The 23,608-nt window shown below is 35.6% G+C and carries 20 protein-coding genes and 1 tRNA gene; 7 read left to right on the top strand and 14 right to left on the bottom strand.

Translation table 11 applies throughout. The features are described from left to right. Positions 1-124: 124 nt before the first annotated feature. The 7 genes from ACNQGB_RS05370 to ACNQGB_RS05340 form a co-directional block, all read right to left on the bottom strand. Positions 125-1,138: a PDDEXK nuclease domain-containing protein gene (locus ACNQGB_RS05370; protein ID WP_417945176.1), complete on the bottom strand. Its 1,014-nt coding sequence runs from the start codon at positions 1,136-1,138 to the stop codon at positions 125-127. 151 nt (positions 1,139-1,289) lie between these two features. Beyond that, positions 1,290-1,847, bottom strand: coding sequence for a type 1 periplasmic binding fold superfamily protein (locus tag ACNQGB_RS05365; RefSeq protein ID WP_417945135.1), 558 nt, complete (start codon positions 1,845-1,847; stop codon positions 1,290-1,292). Between the two features lie 22 nt (positions 1,848-1,869). After that, positions 1,870-4,254, bottom strand: a complete 2,385-nt coding sequence (locus ACNQGB_RS05360) for a TonB-dependent receptor (RefSeq protein ID WP_417945137.1) — start codon at positions 4,252-4,254, stop codon at positions 1,870-1,872. 74 nt (positions 4,255-4,328) lie between these two features. Next, complete coding sequence (locus tag ACNQGB_RS05355; protein WP_417945138.1) at positions 4,329-4,673, bottom strand: hypothetical protein; 345 nt, start codon at positions 4,671-4,673, stop codon at positions 4,329-4,331. 112 nt (positions 4,674-4,785) lie between these two features. Further along, positions 4,786-5,775: an aspartate-semialdehyde dehydrogenase gene (locus tag ACNQGB_RS05350; protein WP_417945140.1), complete on the bottom strand. Its 990-nt coding sequence runs from the start codon at positions 5,773-5,775 to the stop codon at positions 4,786-4,788. A gap of 401 nt (positions 5,776-6,176) precedes the next feature. After that, entirely contained in the window at positions 6,177-6,593 is a 417-nt protein-coding gene (mscL, locus tag ACNQGB_RS05345; RefSeq protein ID WP_417945142.1) for a large conductance mechanosensitive channel protein MscL, read from the bottom strand. 86 nt (positions 6,594-6,679) lie between these two features. Next, the gene (locus ACNQGB_RS05340; protein ID WP_417945144.1) at positions 6,680-9,124 is read right to left on the bottom strand and encodes a bifunctional UDP-N-acetylmuramoyl-tripeptide:D-alanyl-D-alanine ligase/alanine racemase; all 2,445 of its coding nucleotides are present in this window, start codon (positions 9,122-9,124) and stop codon (positions 6,680-6,682) included. Positions 9,125-9,532: 408 nt separating this feature from the next. Here ACNQGB_RS05340 and ACNQGB_RS05335 point away from each other — a divergent pair, with 408 nt between their 5' ends. Further along, positions 9,533-10,138 carry a hypothetical protein gene (locus ACNQGB_RS05335; RefSeq protein WP_417945146.1) on the top strand — a complete coding sequence of 202 codons (606 nt, stop codon included), beginning with the start codon at positions 9,533-9,535 and terminating at the stop codon, positions 10,136-10,138. On the opposite strand, the gene ACNQGB_RS05330 is transcribed toward ACNQGB_RS05335, so the two are convergent. Next, entirely contained in the window at positions 10,133-10,855 is a 723-nt protein-coding gene (locus ACNQGB_RS05330) for a porin family protein (RefSeq protein ID WP_417945148.1), read from the bottom strand. The two genes, ACNQGB_RS05335 and ACNQGB_RS05330, sit on opposite strands and share 6 nt — an antisense overlap. Positions 10,856-11,544: 689 nt before the next feature. On the opposite strand from ACNQGB_RS05330, the gene ACNQGB_RS05325 reads away from it, so the two are divergent. From ACNQGB_RS05325 to ACNQGB_RS05305, 5 genes are all read left to right on the top strand, one after another. Continuing rightward, complete coding sequence (locus ACNQGB_RS05325; protein ID WP_417945149.1) at positions 11,545-14,841, top strand: type ISP restriction/modification enzyme; 3,297 nt, start codon at positions 11,545-11,547, stop codon at positions 14,839-14,841. Then, on the top strand, positions 14,842-15,387 hold the full coding sequence (locus ACNQGB_RS05320) for a hypothetical protein (RefSeq protein ID WP_417945151.1): 546 nt from the start codon (positions 14,842-14,844) through the stop codon (positions 15,385-15,387). Positions 15,388-15,390: 3 nt separating this feature from the next. Further along, on the top strand, positions 15,391-15,549 hold the full coding sequence (locus tag ACNQGB_RS05315) for a hypothetical protein (RefSeq protein ID WP_417945153.1): 159 nt from the start codon (positions 15,391-15,393) through the stop codon (positions 15,547-15,549). 172 nt (positions 15,550-15,721) lie between these two features. Then, positions 15,722-16,054: a type II toxin-antitoxin system RelE/ParE family toxin gene (locus ACNQGB_RS05310; protein WP_417945154.1), complete on the top strand. Its 333-nt coding sequence runs from the start codon at positions 15,722-15,724 to the stop codon at positions 16,052-16,054. 11 nt (positions 16,055-16,065) lie between these two features. After that, the gene (locus tag ACNQGB_RS05305; RefSeq protein WP_417945156.1) at positions 16,066-17,154 is read left to right on the top strand and encodes an ImmA/IrrE family metallo-endopeptidase; all 1,089 of its coding nucleotides are present in this window, start codon (positions 16,066-16,068) and stop codon (positions 17,152-17,154) included. Between the two features lie 531 nt (positions 17,155-17,685). Here ACNQGB_RS05305 and ACNQGB_RS05300 read toward each other — a convergent pair. The 6 genes from ACNQGB_RS05300 to ACNQGB_RS05275 form a co-directional block, all read right to left on the bottom strand. Then, a tRNA-Ser gene (locus tag ACNQGB_RS05300) sits at positions 17,686-17,772 on the bottom strand. Between the two features lie 55 nt (positions 17,773-17,827). After that, the gene (locus ACNQGB_RS05295; protein WP_417945178.1) at positions 17,828-18,856 is read right to left on the bottom strand and encodes an asparaginase; all 1,029 of its coding nucleotides are present in this window, start codon (positions 18,854-18,856) and stop codon (positions 17,828-17,830) included. Then, positions 18,846-19,982 (bottom strand): 1-acyl-sn-glycerol-3-phosphate acyltransferase, encoded by a 1,137-nt coding sequence (locus ACNQGB_RS05290; protein WP_417945158.1) that lies wholly within the window; start codon positions 19,980-19,982, stop codon positions 18,846-18,848. Before ACNQGB_RS05290 ends, ACNQGB_RS05295 begins: the two co-directional genes overlap by 11 nt. Before the next feature lie 65 nt (positions 19,983-20,047). After that, complete coding sequence (locus tag ACNQGB_RS05285; RefSeq protein ID WP_417945179.1) at positions 20,048-20,815, bottom strand: TatD family hydrolase; 768 nt, start codon at positions 20,813-20,815, stop codon at positions 20,048-20,050. A 114-nt stretch (positions 20,816-20,929) separates the two neighbouring features. Then, complete coding sequence (locus ACNQGB_RS05280; RefSeq protein WP_417945159.1) at positions 20,930-21,655, bottom strand: tetratricopeptide repeat protein; 726 nt, start codon at positions 21,653-21,655, stop codon at positions 20,930-20,932. A gap of 6 nt (positions 21,656-21,661) precedes the next feature. Then, positions 21,662-22,243 carry an RNA polymerase sigma factor gene (locus ACNQGB_RS05275; RefSeq protein WP_417945161.1) on the bottom strand — a complete coding sequence of 194 codons (582 nt, stop codon included), beginning with the start codon at positions 22,241-22,243 and terminating at the stop codon, positions 21,662-21,664. Between the two features lie 356 nt (positions 22,244-22,599). Between ACNQGB_RS05275 and ACNQGB_RS05270 the strand changes: the two genes are divergently transcribed. Further along, the gene (locus tag ACNQGB_RS05270) at positions 22,600-23,577 is read left to right on the top strand and encodes a hypothetical protein (protein ID WP_417945163.1); all 978 of its coding nucleotides are present in this window, start codon (positions 22,600-22,602) and stop codon (positions 23,575-23,577) included. Positions 23,578-23,608: the final 31 nt, after the last annotated feature.

Raw genomic sequence — 23,608 nt, 5'->3', positions numbered from 1 at the left:
GTTTTGAGCTTTGTACTAATATGACTTACATGTTAAAAAACAACAGCCTAAAGACTTATTTTATGGTGCAGAGAAAAACGCTACTCTTGCGAATAACGTATTTTGCTACAGTTATATCGTTTACTTACTTATTTTCTTTTCCTGAATCAAAATTTTCCAACTCTATTTTCACAGCTTCTAGCAATTGTTGTTCAGTAGGTAGGTATAATCTATATTGACTGGCTACAATATTTCTCTCGTTTTCGGGCAGCGTAAATTTTACAACTCCATCATTTTTATTTGCACAAAGCAAAATTCCAATAGTTGGATTTTCACGAGGCAGTTTTTCTACTCGGTCGTAATAATTGACATACATCTGTAGTTGGCCAATATCCTGATGCGTAAGTTTATCTGTTTTGATTTCGACAATGACAAAGCATTGTAATATTCGATTATAAAAAACTAAGTCGGTAAAAAATTCATCGCCGTCAATGTGAATTCTTTTTTGTCTCGCCACAAATGAAAAACCATTTCCTAGTTCCAATAAAAAATCTTGCAAATGAGTAATTATAGCGCTTTCTAAATCTCTTTCATAGTAAGCTGCTTCCCGTTTTAACCCCAGAAATTCAAGATACATCGGATCTTTTATAATCTCTTTTGCATCCGAAGGCAGTTTTTCATTTTTGGCAACAGCGAGTACGCTTTCTTTATCATTGCTCATTAAAAGGCGTTCGTATAAACTACTGTTAATTTGACGTTCGAGTTGTCTTGACGTCCAATTATTTTTTACGCTTTCCGCAATATAAAATTCTCTTTTATACTGATTATCAATTGCCAAAAGTAATTTATATTGTGTCCAGCTCAATTGCGTCCGCAATGCGGACGCAATTGGAAAAATCCGGTAAAACTGTCGGTATCTCTCTAATTGCCTCACTGAAAAACCACTCCCATATTCTGGTTGTAATTGTTGAGAAAGAAATTTAATTAAGTAGGTTCCATAGTCTGCACGATCCTTTCCGTTTTGTTCCTCCTCGAAAATACGTTGCCCAATATGCCAGTACATCAATGTTCTTTCAGTGTCTACCGCTCTAATCGCTTTGTCTTTTGAAGCTGCTATAATGGCTTTAATATCAGGAATTACAGATTGGTTTTGTAGCATCATTATTTAGGTAAATAAAAATTAATTCAATTCTTTATACAATAATACAAAAAAAGCACTAAAATAGTAATCCGTACTTTTTGCACTTAAAACCAAAAAACGCTACTCTTTCGAGTAGCGTTTTGAAAATCTATAACAAATCGTTTCAAACCTATCTAAGTACTACTGGATATGTAATTTGTGCGTCTGTTGCTCCACCGGCATTTGTAATATCTCCAGTTACAACTCCAGCTGCGCTTTTAAGTGGTTCATGTCTCAAAACTACAGTAATAGTTCCTGTTGCAGCAGCTGCTCCTGTTCTTAAAGTAAAAGCCAAACCAATAGGCTTACCGTTAACATCGGCATCGGCATAAGTAAAAGCTCCTATTGCTGAAGCAGTTTGAAAAAACAATTGGTGCTCATCACCTTCTTCTTTTACCTCCAATGTAATATCATCAAGTGGCGTCACGGCCTCGTTTAAGAAACGTACTGTTCCCGTGTAGGTAGTGTTTACCAATAAATCTCCAGAAACTGTTACCACAGGTGCATTTGGCCCATCTCCGTCAAGATCTCTTGAAGTCAAAGTCACCGTCTGACTTCCAGCGGTCAAAGTTGTAGTCACCGTTGTGATTACTTCTTCTTCATTTACCGCAACAGGATCATCATTGTTACAAGAAGCTAAAGAGAAAAGGGATACTAATGTTAATGCTGCAATTTTTAAATTTTTCATGATTATTTGTTTTTTTACTTTTTTAATAATTGAATTTTAATTGAATTTGAAAGTTTCTACCCATTTCATCGGCGAAAAAGCGCTGTCTGTTGAGATAGTCCCTGTAACTAGTGTTTAAAATATTTTGAACAGAAAATGCGATCGTTGCATTGGTCTTACCGAAAGTTTTGAATTTCATTTCCGAATAAAAATGCAACAATTGATAAGCTGGTGGCGGTGTGCTGATGTCTACCAGAACGGGTACCAACTCATTATTCACAATAATATTTGCAATGAAATTATTGTCAGGAAATCGATTTTGACGCAGCACCACTTCACTCTTTAATTCGAGTTTTAGATCATTCCACTCCGTTTTTGCAAACTGAATTTTATTGCTCACATTCAAGGGCGGAATATCGATTAAAGATTCCTTGTTAGTGATGTCCTTCCCGTTAACATAGGCCAAGGCAAAATCATGTTGCCATTGTTTGCTTATTTTCCAATGGGTTTGAACATCAACTCCCGTCAATCTTGCATTGGTCTGCTGGTATTCCCAAACAGGGAAAGCACCACGAGTAGTAGTTTCAAAATCAATAGGACGCAAGAACATGAAATTACGGATGCTATTGATAAAAGGATTCACCTCAACCGAGAAAGCAGTCCATTTTTTCTGCAATGTCGTCGATAATTTGATTGCTTGTTCTTTGTCTAAAGCTAAATCTCCTAACTCGATTATGCCCGTAGAATGATGCAAACCGTCACTAAAGAACTCCGATGGATTTGGGTTTCTTGTCGCTAGGCTAATATTAGAATACCAATTCAGATCTGCCTCAAATTCCTTGTGAAACCCTGCACTGGCTGAGATATTATGAAATGTAAAACTAGGCTTTACTAACCATTTAAGACCGTCTTCACGCACTATAAAATCAGCAAATTCAGTTTCGTAACCCCTTTCCTCCCATCTGGATTTATAATAAAACTTAGCCGCATCCACTCGCGAAAAGTCATAACGCAGTCCTGCATCGACAGAAAAGCTATCGGACAAATCATAACTCGCTATTCCATACGTTCCAAATTCGATTCGTTCAAAATTAGGAATCAGCGGATCTATTCCAGTGGCCGGATTTGCAAAATTATTCTGGAAGGAAGTGTTGAATCCAGTTTTAAAAGTCCAGTCATGTAACGTTTTTTTGTAATCTACATTAATGGTGTGCGTGGTCAACTCCAAGTCTAAAGCGGCTACATCATTAGAATTTCCTCTTCGTACATCAAACTCCAATCGCTTATTGAACTGAAAAGAGTACTGCACAGCCAAAGAAGTCGTTTCATCGAAATAATAGTTGTAGTTCAACTTAGCCAAATGATGCTGCACCTTCTGCTTTGGATTTTTAATGGTGTAGGTGAAATCATTCACAACGAAAGGAGTTTTATTGGTAATGGAATTGTATAAATCGTTTACATTACCAGTATGCGACGCACTCAAAATACCAATCGTAGTATTGTAAAAACTGTAATAACCGGAAATATCATATTTTTTTCCAGTGAATTTTACATCTCCAGAAAAATTAGCTTCCCGATTTCCTGAATTGGACAATACATAATCCGGTGCTTCTTTGTCGCCTGAATACTTGAATGTTCCCAAAGCGTTCCAACTCCATCCGTTATCATTTCCTTTATGCAAACTTGAACTAACGGAACCGCCTCTGCCATTGGACGCCAAATTCAGAATGGTTTTGCCAAACAGCGTGTCCCTTTTTACCGAAATCGGTTCTATAACTACTAACCCTCCTACGGCATCACCGCCATACTGTAATCCGGAAGCGCCTTTAATCACCGTTATTTTCCCGGCAGCGTTTACATCAAAATTGGGTGCATGTTCTGTTCCCCATTCTTGATCTTCTAATCGTACATTGTTATTAATGATTGGAACCCGACTTCCAAACAAACCGTTGATAACGGGCTTCACCACGGAACTTCCCGTCTTAAGACTTGAAACACCTGCTACTTCTTTTAGAATATCTCCAAGAGTCTGGTTACTAAATTTTTCAATTGTTTCCGTTTTGATCTTTTGTTCCAAAATCGATTTGTTCAGCGTATTGGCTTTTTGCCTTACGACTACTTCCTGAAGTTGGTCCGTATTTTCTTTTAGAGTAAAGTTCAAAACTTGGTCACCCAATAAATTTACAAGTGTATCAACAGATTTATAACCAACATACGAAACGAACACTTTGATATTTCCTGTTGGTAATTTTCTGATCGTATAATTTCCAGAAACATCCGAGGATACTGTCTTTTTTCCAATGTGTATGTGACTGCCTGCAAGAGGGATTCCTCCTGAAACGGTAATTTGACCACTTACAGCATTTTGTGCAGAACCAACGACACAAAAGAAACAGCAGCAGATAAAAATAAAAATTTTTGTTTGCATTTTCCTTGTTCAAAATATATAAACATGTGAATCATTTCCAAAATTGAAAATGATATATTGTTCTAAAATACTATTTAAACTAAGGGTGGAGCTCGAAGCGCAAAAAGGCTTCCTTTGAAAAATTGTGTGATTTCAGTAGATGTGAAAGCACTTCTTTTAAGAGGTAATTCTGAAGTATTGGATTCGAAGGTTGGCAATAATAAAAAAGTAAAACTACTCACTTTAAAAGCACAAACACCACAAAAATCATAACCATGATGTTGATGCGTTATTTCGGTGGATGAGTTTTTTTTGTGAACACATTGAACTTCAGAAAGTTGTTGTGCTATATGTTCGTATTTATGCACCGATTGAAACAGCATCGAAAATAACACTGTCATCGTTAACACTAAACTAAATATAGAAAACTTCTTTTTCATTGCGGCCAAAGATAATAAAACAAAAAACTACAACGGTGAAAGTTGTAGTTTTTTAACAAACTAGCTGTTTTATGTCAGTAGTTCGCCTTGTATCATTAACATTAAGTATAACTTACACCAATTTATTTGCAATCAAATATTCAGCAATTTGAATGGTATTTGTAGCCGCTCCTTTTCGCAAGTTGTCTGCTACAATCCACATATTCAGAGTGTTTTCCTGACTTAGGTCCCTACGAATTCTACCTACAAAAACAGCATCTTTTCCTTCTGCGTACAAAGGCATTGGATACGTATACGTGTCTGTATTGTCTTGAACTACTACTCCATCGGTATGATGCAAAATATTTCTCACGTCATTTACATCAAAATCATTTGTAAACTCAACATTTACTGCTTCGCTGTGTCCGCCTACTACTGGTACTCTAACCGCAGTGGCCGTAACAGCAATGGTATTATCCCCTAATATTTTTTTAGTTTCTCGAACCAATTTCATCTCTTCTTTAGTATATCCGTTGTCCTCGAAAGAGTCACATTGTGGAATCGCGTTACGGTGAATAGGATACTTATAGGCCATTTCTCCTTGAACACCTGCGTATTCATTTTCGAGTTGCTGTACCGCTTTTACGCCTGTACCAGTGATGGATTGATATGTAGAAACAATCACACGTTTAATGTTGTATTTTTTGTGCAAGGGAGCCAATACCAAAACCATTTGAATGGTAGAGCAGTTTGGATTAGCGATGATTTTATCTGTTGCTGTTAATTCGCTTGCATTGATTTCTGGAACAATTAATTTTTTAGTTGGATCCATTCTCCAAGCCGATGAATTATCGATAACCGTAGTTCCTGCTGCCGCAAATTTTGGAGCCCACTCTAATGAAGTATCACCACCTGCGGAGAATAAAGCAATATCTGCTTTCATGTCAACAGCAGTTTGCAACCCCACAACGGTATATTTTTGACCTTTAAAATCAATCTCTTTCCCAACAGAACGTTCTGATGCTACTGGAATTAATTCTGTTATTGGGAAGTTTCTTTCGGCTAAAACTTTCAACATGATCTCGCCTACCATTCCTGTGGCTCCTACAACTGCTATTTTCATAGTATATTTTTAGTATTACTTCGTCCGTTCGCTTTTCAGGCTCGGGTGAATATTAAATTTGAAGTGCAAAAGTAAGTAATATTGAAATCAAAACAAGTGGGTTCACAAAAAATAACAAAATGTTTAATTTGTAACATTTGAGTAAAAGCATGAAAATAAAAAGTACAATTGTCTCTAGTTATTGTTCCTTTTTGCTTAGTGAACTTGTGAAATAACTATTTAACCATTAAGAAATTATGAAAATCAAGCTTTAAAGTGCTTCTCAATGTATCTTAATTTCTTAATGGTAAAAAAGCCGATACTATTTTAGACACACTGTTAAAGAAAAACCGCCTCGGTTACGAAGCGGTTTAGTCCTGAAATATATTCAGGATAAATTAGAATATATAATGTAGCGGAAATTACTTTTTTAACAAATCTCTAATTTGTGTCAACAGCTCTTCTTGAGTTGGTCCCGCTGGAGCTGCAACAACAACTACTTCTTTTTTCTTTGCTTTTTCAGCAGCTCGTAGCACCACAAAAATAAATAAAGCAATAATAACAAAGTTAATAATAGCTTGCACTAAATTTCCATAAGTTATCACCGCAGCACCAGCCGCTTTTGCAGCCGCTAAATCAGCATAACTATTACCATCTAATGTTACGAACTTTTTTGTGAAATCGGTTCCACCAGTAAGTAATCCAACGATTGGCATAATGACATCATCAACAGCTGAACCGACTATTTTACCAAAAGCGCCACCAATAACAACTGCCGTTGCTAAGCTTAAAACGTCTCCTTTCATTAAAGAAGCCTTAAAATCACCAAAAAATCCCATAGAAAATAGTTTAAGTTTATAATTATTTGAAGATGCTAACGTACTTAAATTTTAACACTTTAGCAAAGAAACTACTACAGCAGCATTTATTCCCTGAAAAATATTCGTTTTACCCGTTGAGATACATTCGTTAATATTTCATAAGGAATTGTATTTAATTTTTCTGCAATTTCATTTACTTTCAGGCTTTCACCAAAAAGTACCACTACGTCCCCTTCTCTGCAATCAATTCCCGTAACATCAATCATTAGCATATCCATACAAACGCTGCCAACAATTTGGGCTTTTATATTTTTGACCATAACATGTCCCACACCATTGCCCCAACTTCTCGAGATTCCATCTGCATAACCGATAGGAATTGTAGCAATTGTAGTTGTTTTATTGGCGATGAAACGGCGTCCATACCCTACACTTTCTCCGGCCGAAATAGTTCTTAACTGTGAAATAACCGTTTTTAAGGCACCTACATTTTCGAGTTGTTTTTGTTCTTCGGCATCATTTGACACGCCGTACAATCCAATTCCCAATCGAACCATATCATATTGTGCGTTTTTGAAATTACTAATTCCTGAGGTATTTAGAATGTGCCGCAATGGTTTTATTTGCAATTCAAGAAGCAGCTTTGAGGATAATTTTTCGAATAAAGTAATCTGAGTATTTGCAAAATGCATATGTTCGAGATCATCGCTGGTCGCGAGATGGGATAAGATACTTTTTACGTGCACTGTTTCATTTCCTTGTAGCGCAGCAATTAACTCATTGATGGTATTTTCCTCAAAACCTAAGCGATGCATACCGGTATCGATTTTTATATGAATAGGAAAATGATATAAGTTTTTTTGTTTGGCTAATTTAAGAAAAGCATACAATCCTTTAAGACTGTATATTTCTGGTTCTAATTGGTGTTGAATTATAGCTGAAAAACTAGTGCTTTCTGGATTAAGTACCATAATAGGCAACGTAATTCCACCGTTTTTTAGCGCAATTCCCTCATCGGCAAAAGCCACACCCAGGTAATTTACTTTGTGATGCTCGAGTAATTTTGCAATTTCGAGTCCGCCATTGCCATAACCAAACGCTTTTACCATGACCATCATTTTCACCTGTGGTTTCAGCTTCGACTTATAAAAATTTAAATTATGACTTATCGCATTCAAATTAATTTCTAACACTGTTTCGTGTGTTTTCTCTTCCAGCAAATAAACAATTTCTTCAAATTGAAAAGTCCTCGCGCCTTTGATCAAAATGGTTTCGTTATTAAAATCGAGCGTATCAAAATCAGTTATAAAACTAGCTGTGTTTTTATAAGTAACTGCATTGGCAAATTTAGTTTTGAATGCCGAAATGGTTTCACCAATTCCGATGACACGATCAATTTTATGAGCAATAATCAAATCTACCACTTTATCATACAACTCGTCCTTAGGCAAACCACTTTGAAAAATGTCAGACAAAATCACGGTTTTCTTCTTATATTGTTTTTGACTTTCTAGAAAATCCAATGCTATTTTTAAGGATTGAAAATCAGAACTATAACTGTCATCGATAATACTGCAATTATTGATTCCGTTTTTGACTTTCAAGCGCATTTCTACGGGATATAACAATTCCATTCGGTTTTGAATAGTCGCTTCATCGTATTCAAAATATAACAAAACCATCAAACAAGAGATTGCATTCTCGATTGATGCCTCATCTTGAAAAGGAATTTTGACATCGAACTGCTTTTTGCCCAATTGAATTTTCAAAATAACATTCTCTAAAACAACTTTCTTGGAAACTAAAACTGAGGCAGCAGCATCATTCCAACTCCATGTAAATGTTTTTATGTTTGGCTTGACATGCGCATCAATACTTTCGTTTTTATGGTACATTAAAACCTGAACGTGTTCAAAAAGTTTTAATTTTTCTTTTATCTTTTCTTGACTGTTGGCAAAACCTTCATCGTGTGCTGTGCCTATATTTGTTAGAATTCCAATGGTAGGCTTGATAATTTGCTCTAATTTTTCCATTTCGGAAACCGTTGAAATTCCGGCTTCAAAAATCCCCAGATTGTGTTGCTCGTTGATTGCTATAACAGATAGCGGAACACCAATTTGCGAGTTGTAACTCTTTGGACTTCGGATGATGTTATAATCTGGGCTCAATAAAAAATTTAGCCATTCCTTTACAATCGTTTTGCCATTACTTCCCGTTATCCCGATGATAGGAAAATTAAAAAAGCCCCGATAATTGGCTGCAAATTCTTGCAAAGCACGCGTAGTATTTTCGACAACAAAGAAATTAGCATTTCCTTTACATCCCTCTGGAATATGGGTAACTACAAAATTCTGCACTCCTACTGCAATCAACTCCTTGATGTATGCATGCGCATCATTATTGGGTCCTACCAATGCAAAAAACAAGGTTTGTACACCGTTTTGTAGCGAGCGGCTGTCTATAGAAATGTTGTCTAGCTTTATAGCTGCAGCATTACCCACAAAAGATGAAGTGCTGTTTTGTATACTATTTAGAATTTTATTGCTCATGAAAATAGAAAAAGATTGAAATAAGTTCTTGATGTATGAGGTATTGTTTATACCACTGGATTACACAAAAGATAATCAAAAATACCATTTCTTTTCAAAATGAAGCGCTACACGTACTGGCTAAATGTAAAAAAGAGATCGAGTTTTTTATATTGAACGTCTTTTTTTTGCGTGAGGGATTGTAGTGGAGCTCTTTTACAATCCCGTTTTTAGGGGATTGTAAAAAGCGGGAACAGAAAGCCCGACGCTTTGTAGCGGCTTTTTGCCGAGACAACGCGACACGCCCAAAAGAATATTGCCGAATGGATTGTACCAAGCGATATTTTATATTTCTATCACGAAACAGTAGCAATTGTTTTACTATTTTTGCAGAGTACTTATATTTGTTTTTAGCTAAAAATAGATGCTTTGAAAAAAATTCTTCCTTTGTTTTCTTATGTTTTCCATCCGATATTCATTCCGGCTATGGCCGCACTGTTTTACTTGTTCTTTACCGATAGTGAGTTTACAAGTCAGGAAAAATTATTTGTGTTTTTTCAAGTTGTGGTGGTAACGGTGCTATTGCCTTTGTTGGTTTTTTTATTACTGAAAACAGCTGGTAATATAGACTCGATAATGCTTGCCAAGGCATCCCAACGAAAAATCCCGTTACTGATTCATTGTTTTTTGCTGATTATTTTGGTAAAAAAAAGCATTACTATTGACCGGTATCCTGAGTTACATTTTTTCCTTTTAGCGGCACTTTTGAGTACATTATTGGCCCTTATTCTTTTATTTGCCAATATAAAAGCGAGTCTTCACATGATCTCCATCAGTTCGTTAACGGTCTTTATAATTGGACTGAGTTTGCATTTTCAAAATCCAAATACTGTTTTAATCACTGTGCTCCTCCTCCTGAATGGATTTGTGGCTTCCTCCCGTTTAGAAATGAAAGCCCATACTAATACTGAATTAATACTTGGGTTTGTTTTAGGCGCCGTACCACAGTTGCTTTTACTTGTTCTTTGGTTATAAAATATAGAATATGATTCCAATATTTAGGGCCTTCACGTTTACTGGCTCACCATTTACTTGAGCTGATTTAAACAATGAATTCAAACCATAATACGCATATAAATTAATGGTGTTGTATCCCGCAGAGATGTACGTTCCGTATTGCATTTTGTTGAAATCGGTATTGCCAGTAACAGTAACTTTGCCACCAGCACCATCAAAAATAGCGTTGTCGTAGAGCAAATAACTCAGTTTTAATCCGCCGTAAATGCGCCAAAATTTGTGACTCGCATAGGTCGATGTTCGCCAACGGAACTCCAATGGAACATCTATGGAGAGTTGCGAAAATTTGTTTTTGTTGTACGTGGTTTCGGCATCAATGTAGCTATACAACTGCTTGTCTCCCACAGTGGCAATCGCTAGATTTTGATTGAAGTTGTTGTAGGTGAAACCCACACCAGAGGCAACAGCAACCGTTCTAGACTTATTAATGGGCATGTCTCTTAAAAATCCTACCGAGAATCCTGATGAAAACTTAGCTTGGGACAAACTGGCTGGTTTGTCCCTCAAAATATTATACGTAATGCTAAAATAAAACTGATCTTCGCGGTATAAGGAATCTACCTTAACAACTGCCTTTTCTTCAGGAGTTTCATTCTCTTGACCAAAAGCAGACATACTAATAAAAATAAACCCTACAAGAAAACTGTTTCTATATTTTTTTAGAACTTTTATCATTCTATCCTACTTAATTTAATGGATTACACGGCTTAGATTACTCTACAGACTTAGTAACAAAGATAGCATTTCCTTAGTATGCAGCGCACATTTATTACTGTATTAAAATAATTCCCTTCATAACCTAGAGGCTACTCTTTAGCATGTAAATAAACACCTAAGTTTACATTTGACACTCTAAATTTAAATAGTGTACCTCTACTATTTTGATTGGTAAATACCTGATCGCGGATGTAGTAAGCCGTGTTAAAAACGTTACGACTTTTTTTATAAGGTAAGTACGTACGTGTTGCAAACGAGGGCCCAATGTCATTAAGCTAAGTATTTATTTGTCATTCCGACGAAGGAGGAATCTCTGTTTGTTGCGCTCGTTTGTTGCCATTCCTCCTTGGTAGGAATGACACAATCATAGGGATTATTCTTTAACTTAATGACATTGAACCAGCGCCAGTAAGTAAGTCAAAACCCTACTCCCGTTCCGTGTTTATTGTACAATTTCTTTTTTGTTGATAAGATATTATGAAATTCAACTCCGAATTTCTTACATTTAGCCTTCAAACGCTATAGTAAAGCATCATTACATATCAGTACCTACAAAAATTGATACCAGCATTTAAAATACCATGATTTTAAAACTGTTATTAAAGAGATTACTGCCTGTAAAAAATCAAACAAGAAAAATTCGCTACATGACCATTGAACAATACATTACTAAAATAAATACTTTATTTCAAACCGGTAACGCACGAGAACACTCTTACCGTGGGGATTTGCAGAATCTTTTAATGGCTATTTTGCCAGATGTTTTAGTAACGAATGAGCCAGCTAGAGTGGCTTGTGGAGCACCTGATTATGTATTGACGCGCAAGGACATTCCTGTTGGGTATGTAGAAGCCAAAGATATTGGCGTAGATCTAAAGGATAAAAAACTCAAAGAACAGTTTGATCGATACAAAGCGGGTTTGACCAATTTGATTTTTACCGATTACATGGATTTCCATTTTTATAAAGATGGTGAATTTGTTACTAAAATAGCCATTGCAGAACTTAAAGCAACCACCCCGCCCGATGGGCACCCCTCCAAAGGAGGGGAATTTAAGACGCAAATTGTTGCCATTCCCGAAAACTTCGACCAGTTTAAAAACTTGATTAAAAACTTTGCCGAAACCATATCGCAAACCATTAAAAGCCCCACAAAGCTGGCGCAAATGATGGCCGGTAAAGCAAAGTTAATGGCCGATGTTATTGAAAAATCTTTAATCAATGATGATGAAAATAACAACCGTTCACAACTAAAATCGCAAATGTTGTCGTTTCAGCAAATGTTAATTCATGATATCGACAATAAAGCTTTCGCCGATATTTATGCACAAACCATTGCCTACGGAATGTTTGCCGCTCGTTATCACGACCCAACATTAGAAAATTTTTCAAGAGAAGAAGCTGCCACACTTATACCTAAAAGCAATCCTTTTTTACGAAAATTATTTCAAGATATAGCAGGTTTTGATTTAGATACGCGCTTGGTTTGGATAGTAGATGAATTAATTTCTATTTTCTTGGCAAGTGATGTCGAGGATATTATGAAGAACTTCGGGAAAAGCACCAAGCAAGAAGATCCCGTGGTGCATTTTTACGAAACCTTTCTGGGAGAATACAATCCAGCCTTGCGTAAAGCTCGTGGAGTTTGGTACACGCCACAACCTGTAGTAAATTTTATAGTGCGTGCTGTAGATGATATTTTAAAAACCGAGTTCAACTTACCACAAGGTTTGGCCGATACAAGTAAAATAAAAATCAAGAAAAAAGCCGTTACCCAAACTGGTACAGGTGCTAAATCTAAAATTGTAGAAGTAGAAACCGAAGTCGAAGTTCACAAAGTTCAAATCTTAGATCCCGCCACCGGAACAGGAACCTTTCTGGCCGAAGTGGTAAAACACATTCACAAGAAATTCAAAGGGCAACAAGGCATTTGGAGCAAGTACGTCACTAATGATTTAATACCACGTTTAAATGGTTTTGAGTTGCTAATGGCCTCTTACGCTATGGCACACCTAAAAATGGACATGTTACTAACCGAAACAGGTTACAAACCCACCGATGACCAACGTTTTAGAATTTTCCTAACCAATAGTTTAGAAGAAGCCCACCCCGACACACAAACTTTATTTAGCAGCTGGTTGAGTGACGAAGCTGATCAAGCCAATGCTATAAAACGTGATGCTCCTGTTATGGTTGTGATCGGGAATCCACCTTATTTAGGCGAAAGTAAAAACAAAGGCGAATGGATTATGAACCTCATGGAAGATTATAAAAAAGAACCAGGAGGAAAAGAAAAATTAAAAGAAAGAAATTCAAAATGGATAAATGCTGATGAAAATAAATTTATTCGATTTGGGCAACATCTTATCGATAAAAACGGAAGTGGTATTTTAGCTTTTATCAATCCTCATAGTTTTTTAGACAACCCGACTTTTAGGGGTATGCGTTGGAGTTTGTTAAATTCATTTGATAAAATTTACACCATAGATTTACATGGAAATTCTACTAAAAAAGAAGTTTCGCCAGATGGTTCTGTAGATCAGAATGTCTTTGATATTATGCAAGGTGTTTCTATTAATCTTTTTATAAAGACGGGTAAGAAAAAAGAAGATGAGTTAGGTGAAATTTTCAATTATGATTTATTTGGTAAAAGAGATTTTAAATATGATTTTCTTACAGAAAATTCATTAAAAACTATTCCATATATTAAGTTACTAAATTTAAAACCAAATTATTTTTTTGTTAATAAGAATTTTAATTTAAACGAAGTATACAATAAAGGGTTTAATATCAAAGATTTATTTATTTTAAATGGAGTTGGAATTTGCTCAAAAAGAGATAAAATTGCATTCCAAGAGAATAAAAACGACTTGATTAAGATATTAAATGATTTTAAAGAATTACCAGAACAAGAAATAAAAAATAAATACAACGTAATTAATGAAAGTAGAGATCAAAAAGTTAGTCTAGCAAAACAAAATATTTCTGAATTTGGAGTTAAAGATGAATTTATCACAAAAATAAATTACCGACCATTTGATACTAAATGGACTTATCACACTAATAAAGTAAGAGGTTTTTTAGCATATCCAGTTTATAATGTTATGAAACATTTTTTACAAGGTTCTAACTATGGCTTAATTACAAATAGGCAATGTCAAACTGAAAATTATCAACATACATTTATAACCAATATTATAAATGATTTACATATAACAGAAACAGCTAATGCAAATCCTTATACATTTCCATTATACTTATATCCAGAAACCAACGCCCAACAAAGCTTATTAGATGAAGTAGTTCGCACGCCAAACTTAAACATGGAAATTGTTAATCAAATTGGAGAGCAATTGGGTATGTATTTTAATCCCGAGGAATTTGATGGCACGACAACCGTAGAAACCGATCAATTTACACCTCTAAATATTTTGGATTATATCTATGCGGTATTACACAGTCCAACGTACAGAGAGAAATACAAAGAGTTTTTAAAAATAGATTTTCCAAGAGTGCCTTATCCTACTGATATTAAAAAGTTTTATGAGTTAGTAGCATTAGGTGGCGAATTACGTAAAATCCATTTACTAGAAAGTGAAACAGTAGAAAATTACATCACAGAATATCCCGAAGATGGTGATAATGTTGTAGGTAAACCAAAGTACGAACAACGCAACTTTGTAATGGAGAACGACACTATAACCCATAATGATACCGTCGAACCAATGGGGCGCGTGTACATAAACGACACCCAATATTTTGACAACGTTCCCAAAGTCGCTTGGAACTTTTACATCGGTGGCTACCAACCCGCTCAAAAATGGCTTAAAGACCGCAAGGAACGAGAATTATCTTTTGAGGACATTCTGCATTACCAAAAGATTATTGTGGCGCTAAGTGAGACCGATAGGATTATGAAGGAAATTGATACCATTGAAATATAGATGGAAGATTTAGAAGAAAAAGAAAGACAAGATTGGATAGATTACCGTAATGCAGTTTATGACAATAAAAGTAAAAGTCAAGATGATTTCGAGAAATACATCAACCTACTAGCTTCGGGAGGAATTGTATTATCATTAACTTTTCTAGAAAAAATTATTACCGTTGATAGGACAATATTTAAAGCATTTTATGTCATTGGTTTAATTCTTCTTGTTGTAACATTACTTTCCAATCTTTACTCACACTATAAATCTATTATAGATTCTGATTTAACAATTCAAGAAATTGACGAGAAAAAGTATGAGGAAGTTTTTAAAAACATAAAAAAGCGTAATACAATAATCAATCGATTAAATAGAACCTCAATATGGAGTTTAATAATTGGAGTGATTTTCATTTTAACATTTGTAACTATAAATTTATTCAACATGAGCGACAAAACAACACCTAGACCAACGACGCAACCAGCACCCTCAACAGAAGAAAAGGGTCGAACAATTCCACAACCTCCTCAAAGCAGACCAAATAATGATCCTAAAAAATAAAATATGCTTGATAAAAAGACAATAAATTTATTGAAAGAAACTATTGAAAAACTAGATAAAAGTGAAAATATAGGGGGTGAAATTACGGCAGGAAGAACTGCTCCTACGCCACAATTCTCATTAAAGCCTAAAGATGTTGCCAAGCCTAAAGATGAAAAATAGGTTGTACCGCGTGTAAGAAAGGAAAAATTATCAGTTAATAATATTTTACATTATCAAAAGATTATTGTGGCGATAAGTGAGACCGATAGGATTATGAAGGAAATTGATACCATTGAGATATGAAAAATAATTTTAATTAACACTTACTGTTAATAAAATAATATACTTTTGCATGACAATTACGTTTGATGATAACAAATTAAAAAAGTATGCTAACGATGATCGATTAGCAGAAAAAAAACTTGGCAAACGAGAAGCTAATTTATACAAACAGCGTCTTGATGATTTAGCAGCAGCACAAACGTTAGAAGATGTTAGATATTTACCTGGCAATTACCACGAATTAGTTGGGAATAGAAAAGGACAATGGGCATGTAATTTAGTCCATCCGTATCGTTTAATTTTTGAACCTCACGAAGACCCGATCCCTACCAACGAAAATGGTCAATACCTCTGGATAGAGATAAAAGGAGTCGAAATAATCGAAATTGAAGATTATCATTAACACAAACACAAATGGCAACAATTACCCAATATTACCCTCAATCAGTTTCACATCCGGGAACTACTTTAGCTGAAATTTTAGCTGAAAAAGAAATGGGAGCAAAAGAATTTGCGGTAAGAACTGGTAAACCTGAAAAAACAATCTCAGATGTTTTGAATGGAAAAAGCAGCATCACTCCCGAAATGGGAATTTTATTTGAACAAGTATTAAAAATCCCCTCCCATTTCTGGATTAATAGACAAAGAACCTACGATGAATACTTGGCTAGAGTGGAATATCAAAAAACAATTGAAGAAAGTGTGGCATGGTCTAAAACATTTCCTTACGCTAAAATGGCTGCACTGGGTTGGGTTAAACCAACTATAAAAAAAGAAGAAAAGGTAATACACTTATTTGAGTATTTTGCAGTTTCTAATACGAAAGGATATTACGATTTTTACCACAATCAAAAACTACTAGTGAATTTCAGAATTTCATTGAAAGAAAATGAAAATGCAGGAGCAATAGCAGCATGGTTACGGCAAGGGGAAATTCAAGCTGCAGCTTTGAACATCCCTGAATTTAATAAAAAGAAATTAACCGAAATTTTGCCAAAGGTAAAAACGATAATGGTTTCTCAACCTGCAGACTTTTTCACTCAAATACAAGATTTATGCAATTATGCGGGGGTTAAAGTGGTGCATACACCCTGTTTGCCTAAAGCTCCAATTCACGGCTCTACAAGATGGTTAAACGACGTTCCTTTAGTACAATTAAGCGGGCGTTATAAGAGAAATGATATATTTTGGTTTACTTTTTTCCATGAGATTGGACACATTTTACTTCATGGTAAAAAATATATTTCAATTGAGAATATCGAATATGACGGCGAAAACCAAGTCTATGAAGAAGACGCAAATGCATTTTCTGCTGATTATCTTTTGAATAAACAACAAGAAAAAGAGATTGTTAGCAATCAATCATTGACTGAAAGTGACATCATTAGATACGCTAAAAAATTCCAAACCCATCCAGCTATTATAATTGGACGATTACAGCATTTAAAGCTAGTCCCTTTTGGTTTAGGTAATAATTTGTTTCATCCCATTGATTTTTCTTAAAACCTCACTGATGCTCGTTGAATGTCATTAAGTTAAGAGTTTATTTGTCATTCCGACGAAGGAGGAATCTCTGTTTGTTGCTCGCGTTTGTTGCCATTCCTCCTTCGTCGGAATGACAACCTACTTACTTAATTAACGAAAACAAAGCGTTTACAACGCGGATTACTTAGACAGGCGCCTGCAAAACAAATTTACTTCTTTTAATTTTTTAGCTTATCCAAACTAAAAAGTTTGCCACGCCATAGCTAGAGATTAACTCCGTTAATCCCAAGAAGAGCATCTCTCAAATAAATAATGCTCGGCACTTCATGCCTGATTCTTTTTTGTTTTATTGCTTAGAATAACTAAAAATTTTGCCACGCCATAGCTAGAGATTAACTCCGTTGATCCCAAGAAGGGCGTCTCACAAAAAAATTAATGCTCGGCACTTAATGCCTGATCCTTTTTTGTTTTATGGCTTAGACAAACTAAAAAGTTTGCCACGCCATAAAACAAAAAATGCTCCCCTTGCAGGAAGCATTTATTTTTTTGCAGAGAGGATGGGATTCGAACCCACGATGCAGTTACCCACATACTAGCTTTCCAGGCTAGCTCCTTCAACCACTCGGACACCTCTCTATTTTGGTTTGCAAATAACACAAAAAAATCTGGTTTAGAAAAGCAAAATCTAATATTATATCATTTCACCTCGTAAAGAAGTCTCATACACGGTTTTGAAATCCTTTGCAGGAATATTTTGCCCCAATAAATACATCAATTTTGTAATTCCAGCCTCGGTGGTGATGTCTTTTCCAGAGATAACGCCTATTTCTTTCATACCTGTACTAGTCTCGTATTGTCCCATATTGACACTTCCGCCAGAACATTGTGTAACATTCACGATGTGTAAACCTGTGGAAATTGCTTCTCTTAATAGATTTAAAAACCAATCTTCGGTTGGTGCGTTGCCTGCACCATAGGTTTCTAAAACAATTCCTTTTAGATTTGGAATATTCAAAATCGCCTCGAGCACAGCTTCGCTAATTCCGGGAAACATTTTTATAATGGCTACATTCGTATCTAAGTTTTTGTGAACTATAATTTCGCTTGTAGTACTTTTTGGTAAAAAAAGATCAGCGCTCCATTTTAGATGCACTCCTGATTCTACTAATTGTGGATAATTAGGTGACGTAAATGCTTTAAAATGCTCTGCATTAATCTTAGTCGTTCTGTTCCCGCGGTATAACTTATATTCAAAATAAAGCCCTACTTCACTAATTACCGGACCGTTTTCATTTCTCAAAGAAGCGATTTGGATAGCCGTGATTAAATTTTCTTTGGCATCCGTACGCAGATCGCCAATTGGCAATTGAGAACCTGTGAAAATTACTGGCTTTGCTAAATTTTCCAGCATAAAACTCAATGCTGATGCAGAATACGACATCGTATCAGAACCATGAAGCACCACAAATCCATCAAATAGCTTGTAGTTATCAGCGATTACGGTGGCTATTTTAGTCCATTCCTGCGGATTCATATTAGAGGAATCAATGGGATTTTCAAATGAAATGGTTTCAATCTCACAATCCAACTGTTTTAGCTCTGGTATACGCTGCAATAATTTACTAAAATTGAAAGCTTTGAGCGCGCCTGTCTCAAAATCTTTACTCATACCGATGGTCCCGCCAGTGTAGAGCAAAAGTATTTTCGCTTTATAAGACATCATGATATTTTAAAGTACTAACAACCGGATTGGCGTACATAGCCAGAAAGCCCTCTAGAGCGACTGGGTTGTCATGATCAATTCGCATTTCAAGACGGCGTTCAAATAATGACTTTTCATTTTCGCTGTATAAATGTGCGTATCGATCTGTTTTGTGTACAATGTCGTAGGCAATAAAATTCGTTGGCCAAAGCTGGTAATTACCCAAAATAGCATCATCTATAACTTGTGCCAAAGCAACTACTTGCTTGTTAGAACTGTCATTATCGGCCTTGATAGCATCAATTTCAGTATCTAAAACTTTGCCTACGTGAATATGAATGCGTCTTTTTTGCCCCAGAGCGCCACTAAGAATCGTCATGAAATCCTCGTTTTTTTCCTTGACATACACTTCATTATTGGCCTCAGCCATTAATTGTGGCATTTTCAACGCATCAGTAGGATCGTACTCATAGGAAATAGAAACCGGAACAATTTTTACTTTTTTGAAATAATCCATTAAGTTTTTTTCATCAGAACCCATTCCGAGCATTTTCAAAACACCTGGATTGGTTTCGTCATTGCCGTCCTTGGTTCTACCTTCGCGTTGAGCGATCCAAACGGATCTATTTTCGTGCTGTAACAAGTTCCCGATATATTCTGATAGCAATTTAGAACTCTGCAACATCTCTCTTGGCGTTAAGCCGCGTTGTACTAAAAAGTTTCGGTTTAGTTTTGCTAAGGTATTCAAAAACGCCTTTTTGACTAAATTATCACCAATAGCCGATGCTGTCATGACCAAACCATGCTCAAACAGAGCGGTATTTAGCAAGGTTGTATCTAATAAAATGTCCCGATGATTGGATATAAATAAATAGGAAGTATTGGGTTGTAAGTTTTCAAAACCAGAGGTGGTTAAGCCATCTGAACTTTTTTCCAGTACTCTTTGTACAGATTGGTAAATAAAATTACACTGAAAATCCCTAATGGAGTGCGTTTTTCGAAGTTGTTCTTTCCACACCTCATCAGCAACATCTGGAAAAGTAAAGTTCATCAATGCTTTCATCATAGGATGATTCACTACGTTTTGAAGAGCTTCGTTTATTTCGGAATCATAAAAAGGCCGAATAGCGTCAAATTTCTGCATTTTGGTTCTCAATTTTTGTGTGGGCAAATGAACAAAAAAAATATCAAAATAAGGTAAATTCTAGTTTAAATCCCAAAAATAGCTTTCGAATTTGCTGTGGTAATTGCCGCAATTTCATCTGCCGAAAGGGCATAAATTTGAGACAACTTATCGACTACACTAACAATATAACTGCTTTCATTTCTTTTACCGCGGTATGGAACCGGAGCTAAATAAGGGGAATCTGTTTCCAGAACGATGTGCTTTAGTTCGATTTGATTCAAAAACTGATCTACTTTTCCATTTTTAAAAGTCACCACACCACCTATTCCCAACTTCATATTATACGAAATCGCTTGTAATGCCTGCTCGTAAGTACCAGTGAAACAATGAAAAATACCAAATAAATCATCCGACTTTTCTTCCTCTAAAATTTCGAATATTTCATTAAAAGCCTCTCTACAGTGAATCACGATAGGTAGTTTGTAGTGTTTTGCCAATTGAATTTGTTTTCTAAAGGCGATTTGCTGCTGAGGCAAATGGGTTTTGTCCCAATACAAATCGATACCAATTTCGCCAATTGCATAGAATTTTCGTTTGGCTAGTTCGTCCTCCACATGCTGTAATTCCTCCAAGAAATCATCCTTCACATACGTTGGGTGCAGTCCCATCATCAAGAATACATTTTCAGGATAATCGTTTTCTAAGTCGTACATGGCTTGCGTACACGTAGAATCGATTGCAGGAATAAAAAATCGAGAAACACCCGCATCCATAGCGCGTTGCATCATTTCATTTCGGTCTTGATCAAATTCCTCTGCGTATAAATGGGTATGCGTATCGGTGATTGTTATCTGTCCTTCCAATGGTATTGTTTAAGGCTGCAAAATTACAACTATTACTAAAGAAGACACAATTTAGCGCAAAGGAAATGGTAAAATGATAGTGAAAATCGTTGCAACAGCATTCTAATCTAGTTGCTGAATCAAATCCTGAACTTGATCATAATTTTCATAATCTGCAGGAATAGTCAATAAGATTTCTTTACAGGATGTGTAGTCTTTTTGTTTTAATTTGGCCAAAGCCAAACTCCAAATAGCCTTGTTTACATAAATGGAATTTCCTGATTGTAGTGCTTTAAAAACAACTTCAGATTCTTTTATATTATTATTTTCTAACAATGCTATTCCATAAAAATACTGAATTTCCGGAGTTTTATTTACCTTTAAGAGTGCTTCAAAAATAGGAATTGCCGTTGCATACTCTTTGGCATTAAATGCAATCTCCGCTTTTTTTAAGGTACCATCTGCTTCACTTCTCTCCGTAAAATAAGCATTTTCGTGTTGGTTATACTCTTCAAAGCTTGGATTGGAATTAAATTGAGAAACAAACAATCCCATCATTACAACAACCGACGCTGCCACGGCGTACATCCACGGTTTAAAAAACACCACTTTTGGACGATTGGTTTCAGACTGGTTACTTGCAATGGTTTTCAGATTTGCTATGAAAGCATTTCGCTCTTGCTCGATTCCAAATTTATTTGCTAATTGTCCTTGTATTTCTTGAAAAGTTTCGAATGCCGATGCCAGCTCTGGGTTTTCGATTACGTTTTTCTCAAACAGTGACTGTTCTTCACGTGATAATTCTCCTTGAAGGTATTGATCAAATACAATATATTGTTCCTCGTTCATGGCTAGTTAATTTTTTAATAATTTAAAGCGATTGGTTTCTTGAATCCACTGAGTAAGCTGTCCTGTACACAAGGATTTTTTCTTGCGGACATAACCATAGGTTACATTCAGTTTTTTGGCCACTTCTTCCATAGATTGTAAAGAAAAACTCAACTGTAAAACTTCCTTGCATTTATCGCCTAATTTTTGAAACATCAAATCGAAAAGTTCTTGTTTCTCATCGAAAAGTTCCGTTTCGGCAAGCATTACTTGTGTGGATTCAGTAGTAGATGTGAAATCCTCTTGTAATGTTACCCCTTTATTAACTGATTTTTTCAACTCATTTAACCATTTTCTTTTGCAGAGTAAAAAAAAGTATGCATCAAACGGACAGGTGAGCTGCAGTTTTTTGGCTTTGGCCTGATTAAACAAGAGTATCAAAACTTCTTGAACTACATCTTGCGCCTGATCTTCATCACCAGAATTGTTCCTGATATAAGAAACAACTTTAGGAACAAACTTTTTATAGATGGATTGAATAACTGCCGAGTTGTTATTAGCAAGTCCTTCAATATACATCTGGTCGGGATGAAGCTTAATTTTAGCCATACAAAAATATTTATATGCTAATGTAAAAAAAAGAATCTGAAATAAATTCAGATTATAGGGGTAACAAATATAAACCCAAGTTGATATAACGGTATAGATCAACAATTGAAACTTATAAAACATTTAGATTATGAAAAAGTTGAAAAAAATAGGGATTAACTTCATCACGAAACTTTGGGCATTAATTACACGATAATTAATTTTCAAAAACAAGGGTAACAAATTTTACAACAAATTGATATAGTTAAGAAGCCCAAGAAATCAACAAAATAAAAAATCGAAAAACAGGGTAACAATTTCAAACCAAAAAGTATCTATTAAAAAACAAGTAAACAACAATTTAAAAATTAGAAATTATGAAAACAAATTTTAAAAACATCGGATTAGTATTTTTAGCAACAATTGCATTAGTAAGCTGTAACAACGATGACGAAATGGCAAGCACGCCACCCTCAGCAGCTGAATTTACTGCTATTACAAAAGACGCTTTAACAGGCAAAATACAAAAATTTACTGCAACAGCAGGAAACGGAACCATCAGCTTGACATCAGCAAAAGGAGTATCAATTACCATAAACGGAAACGCACTTACTAAAAACGGAAGTCCTGTAACAGGACCAATTGATATCACTTACGTAGAAATTTTTGACAAAGGATCCATGTTAGTTACTAACAAACCTACTATGGGAATTAAAACAGACGGAAGTCATGCCATGCTAAAATCTGGTGGTGAATTTTTCATCAAAGCAAGTCAAGGCGGAGTCGATTTAAAAACCACTGCTAACATTATCCTTAACGTTCCTAATACGTTAACTGGTGGTAGAGATGCGTTAATGACTTTGTGGGAAGGCGTTATTGATACTAAAGATGAACTAGCGTGGAAAGATGCTCGAGATGCTACAGGAGCTAATGGTGTAAAAGGCGGTGTAGAAGCTATGCAGAACGGATATTACGTTTCTTTTGGAAACTTTGGCTGGACTAATGTAGATCGTTTTTATAGCGACCCAAGACCTAAAACATCGATTCTTGTGGGTGCTCCAGAAGGATATGACAATACCAATAGTGCTATTTACTTATCGTATGATGGCGAAGGCACAAATGCTCTTGCAAAATTAGACACCTTTACTGCTGCTGGATTATTTAGTGAGCACTACGGACAAATACCTGTTGGTTTAGCGTGTCACATCATATTTGTAACAGAAGAAAATGGCCAATGGAAATATGCTATCAAAGGAGTTACAATTACATCCGGAGCCGTATACAACTTTACTCTTGCTGAAACTACAGTGGGCACCGAAGCTCAATTAATAGCCGCAATCAATGCGATTCAATAACTTACAAAATATATTTTTAAAGAAAAGTGGT

The sequence above is a fragment of the Flavobacterium frigidum genome (assembly GCF_048286795.2).
The sequence above is the reverse complement of the archived record's forward strand: the minus strand, read 5'-3'. Positions and strand labels throughout refer to the sequence as shown.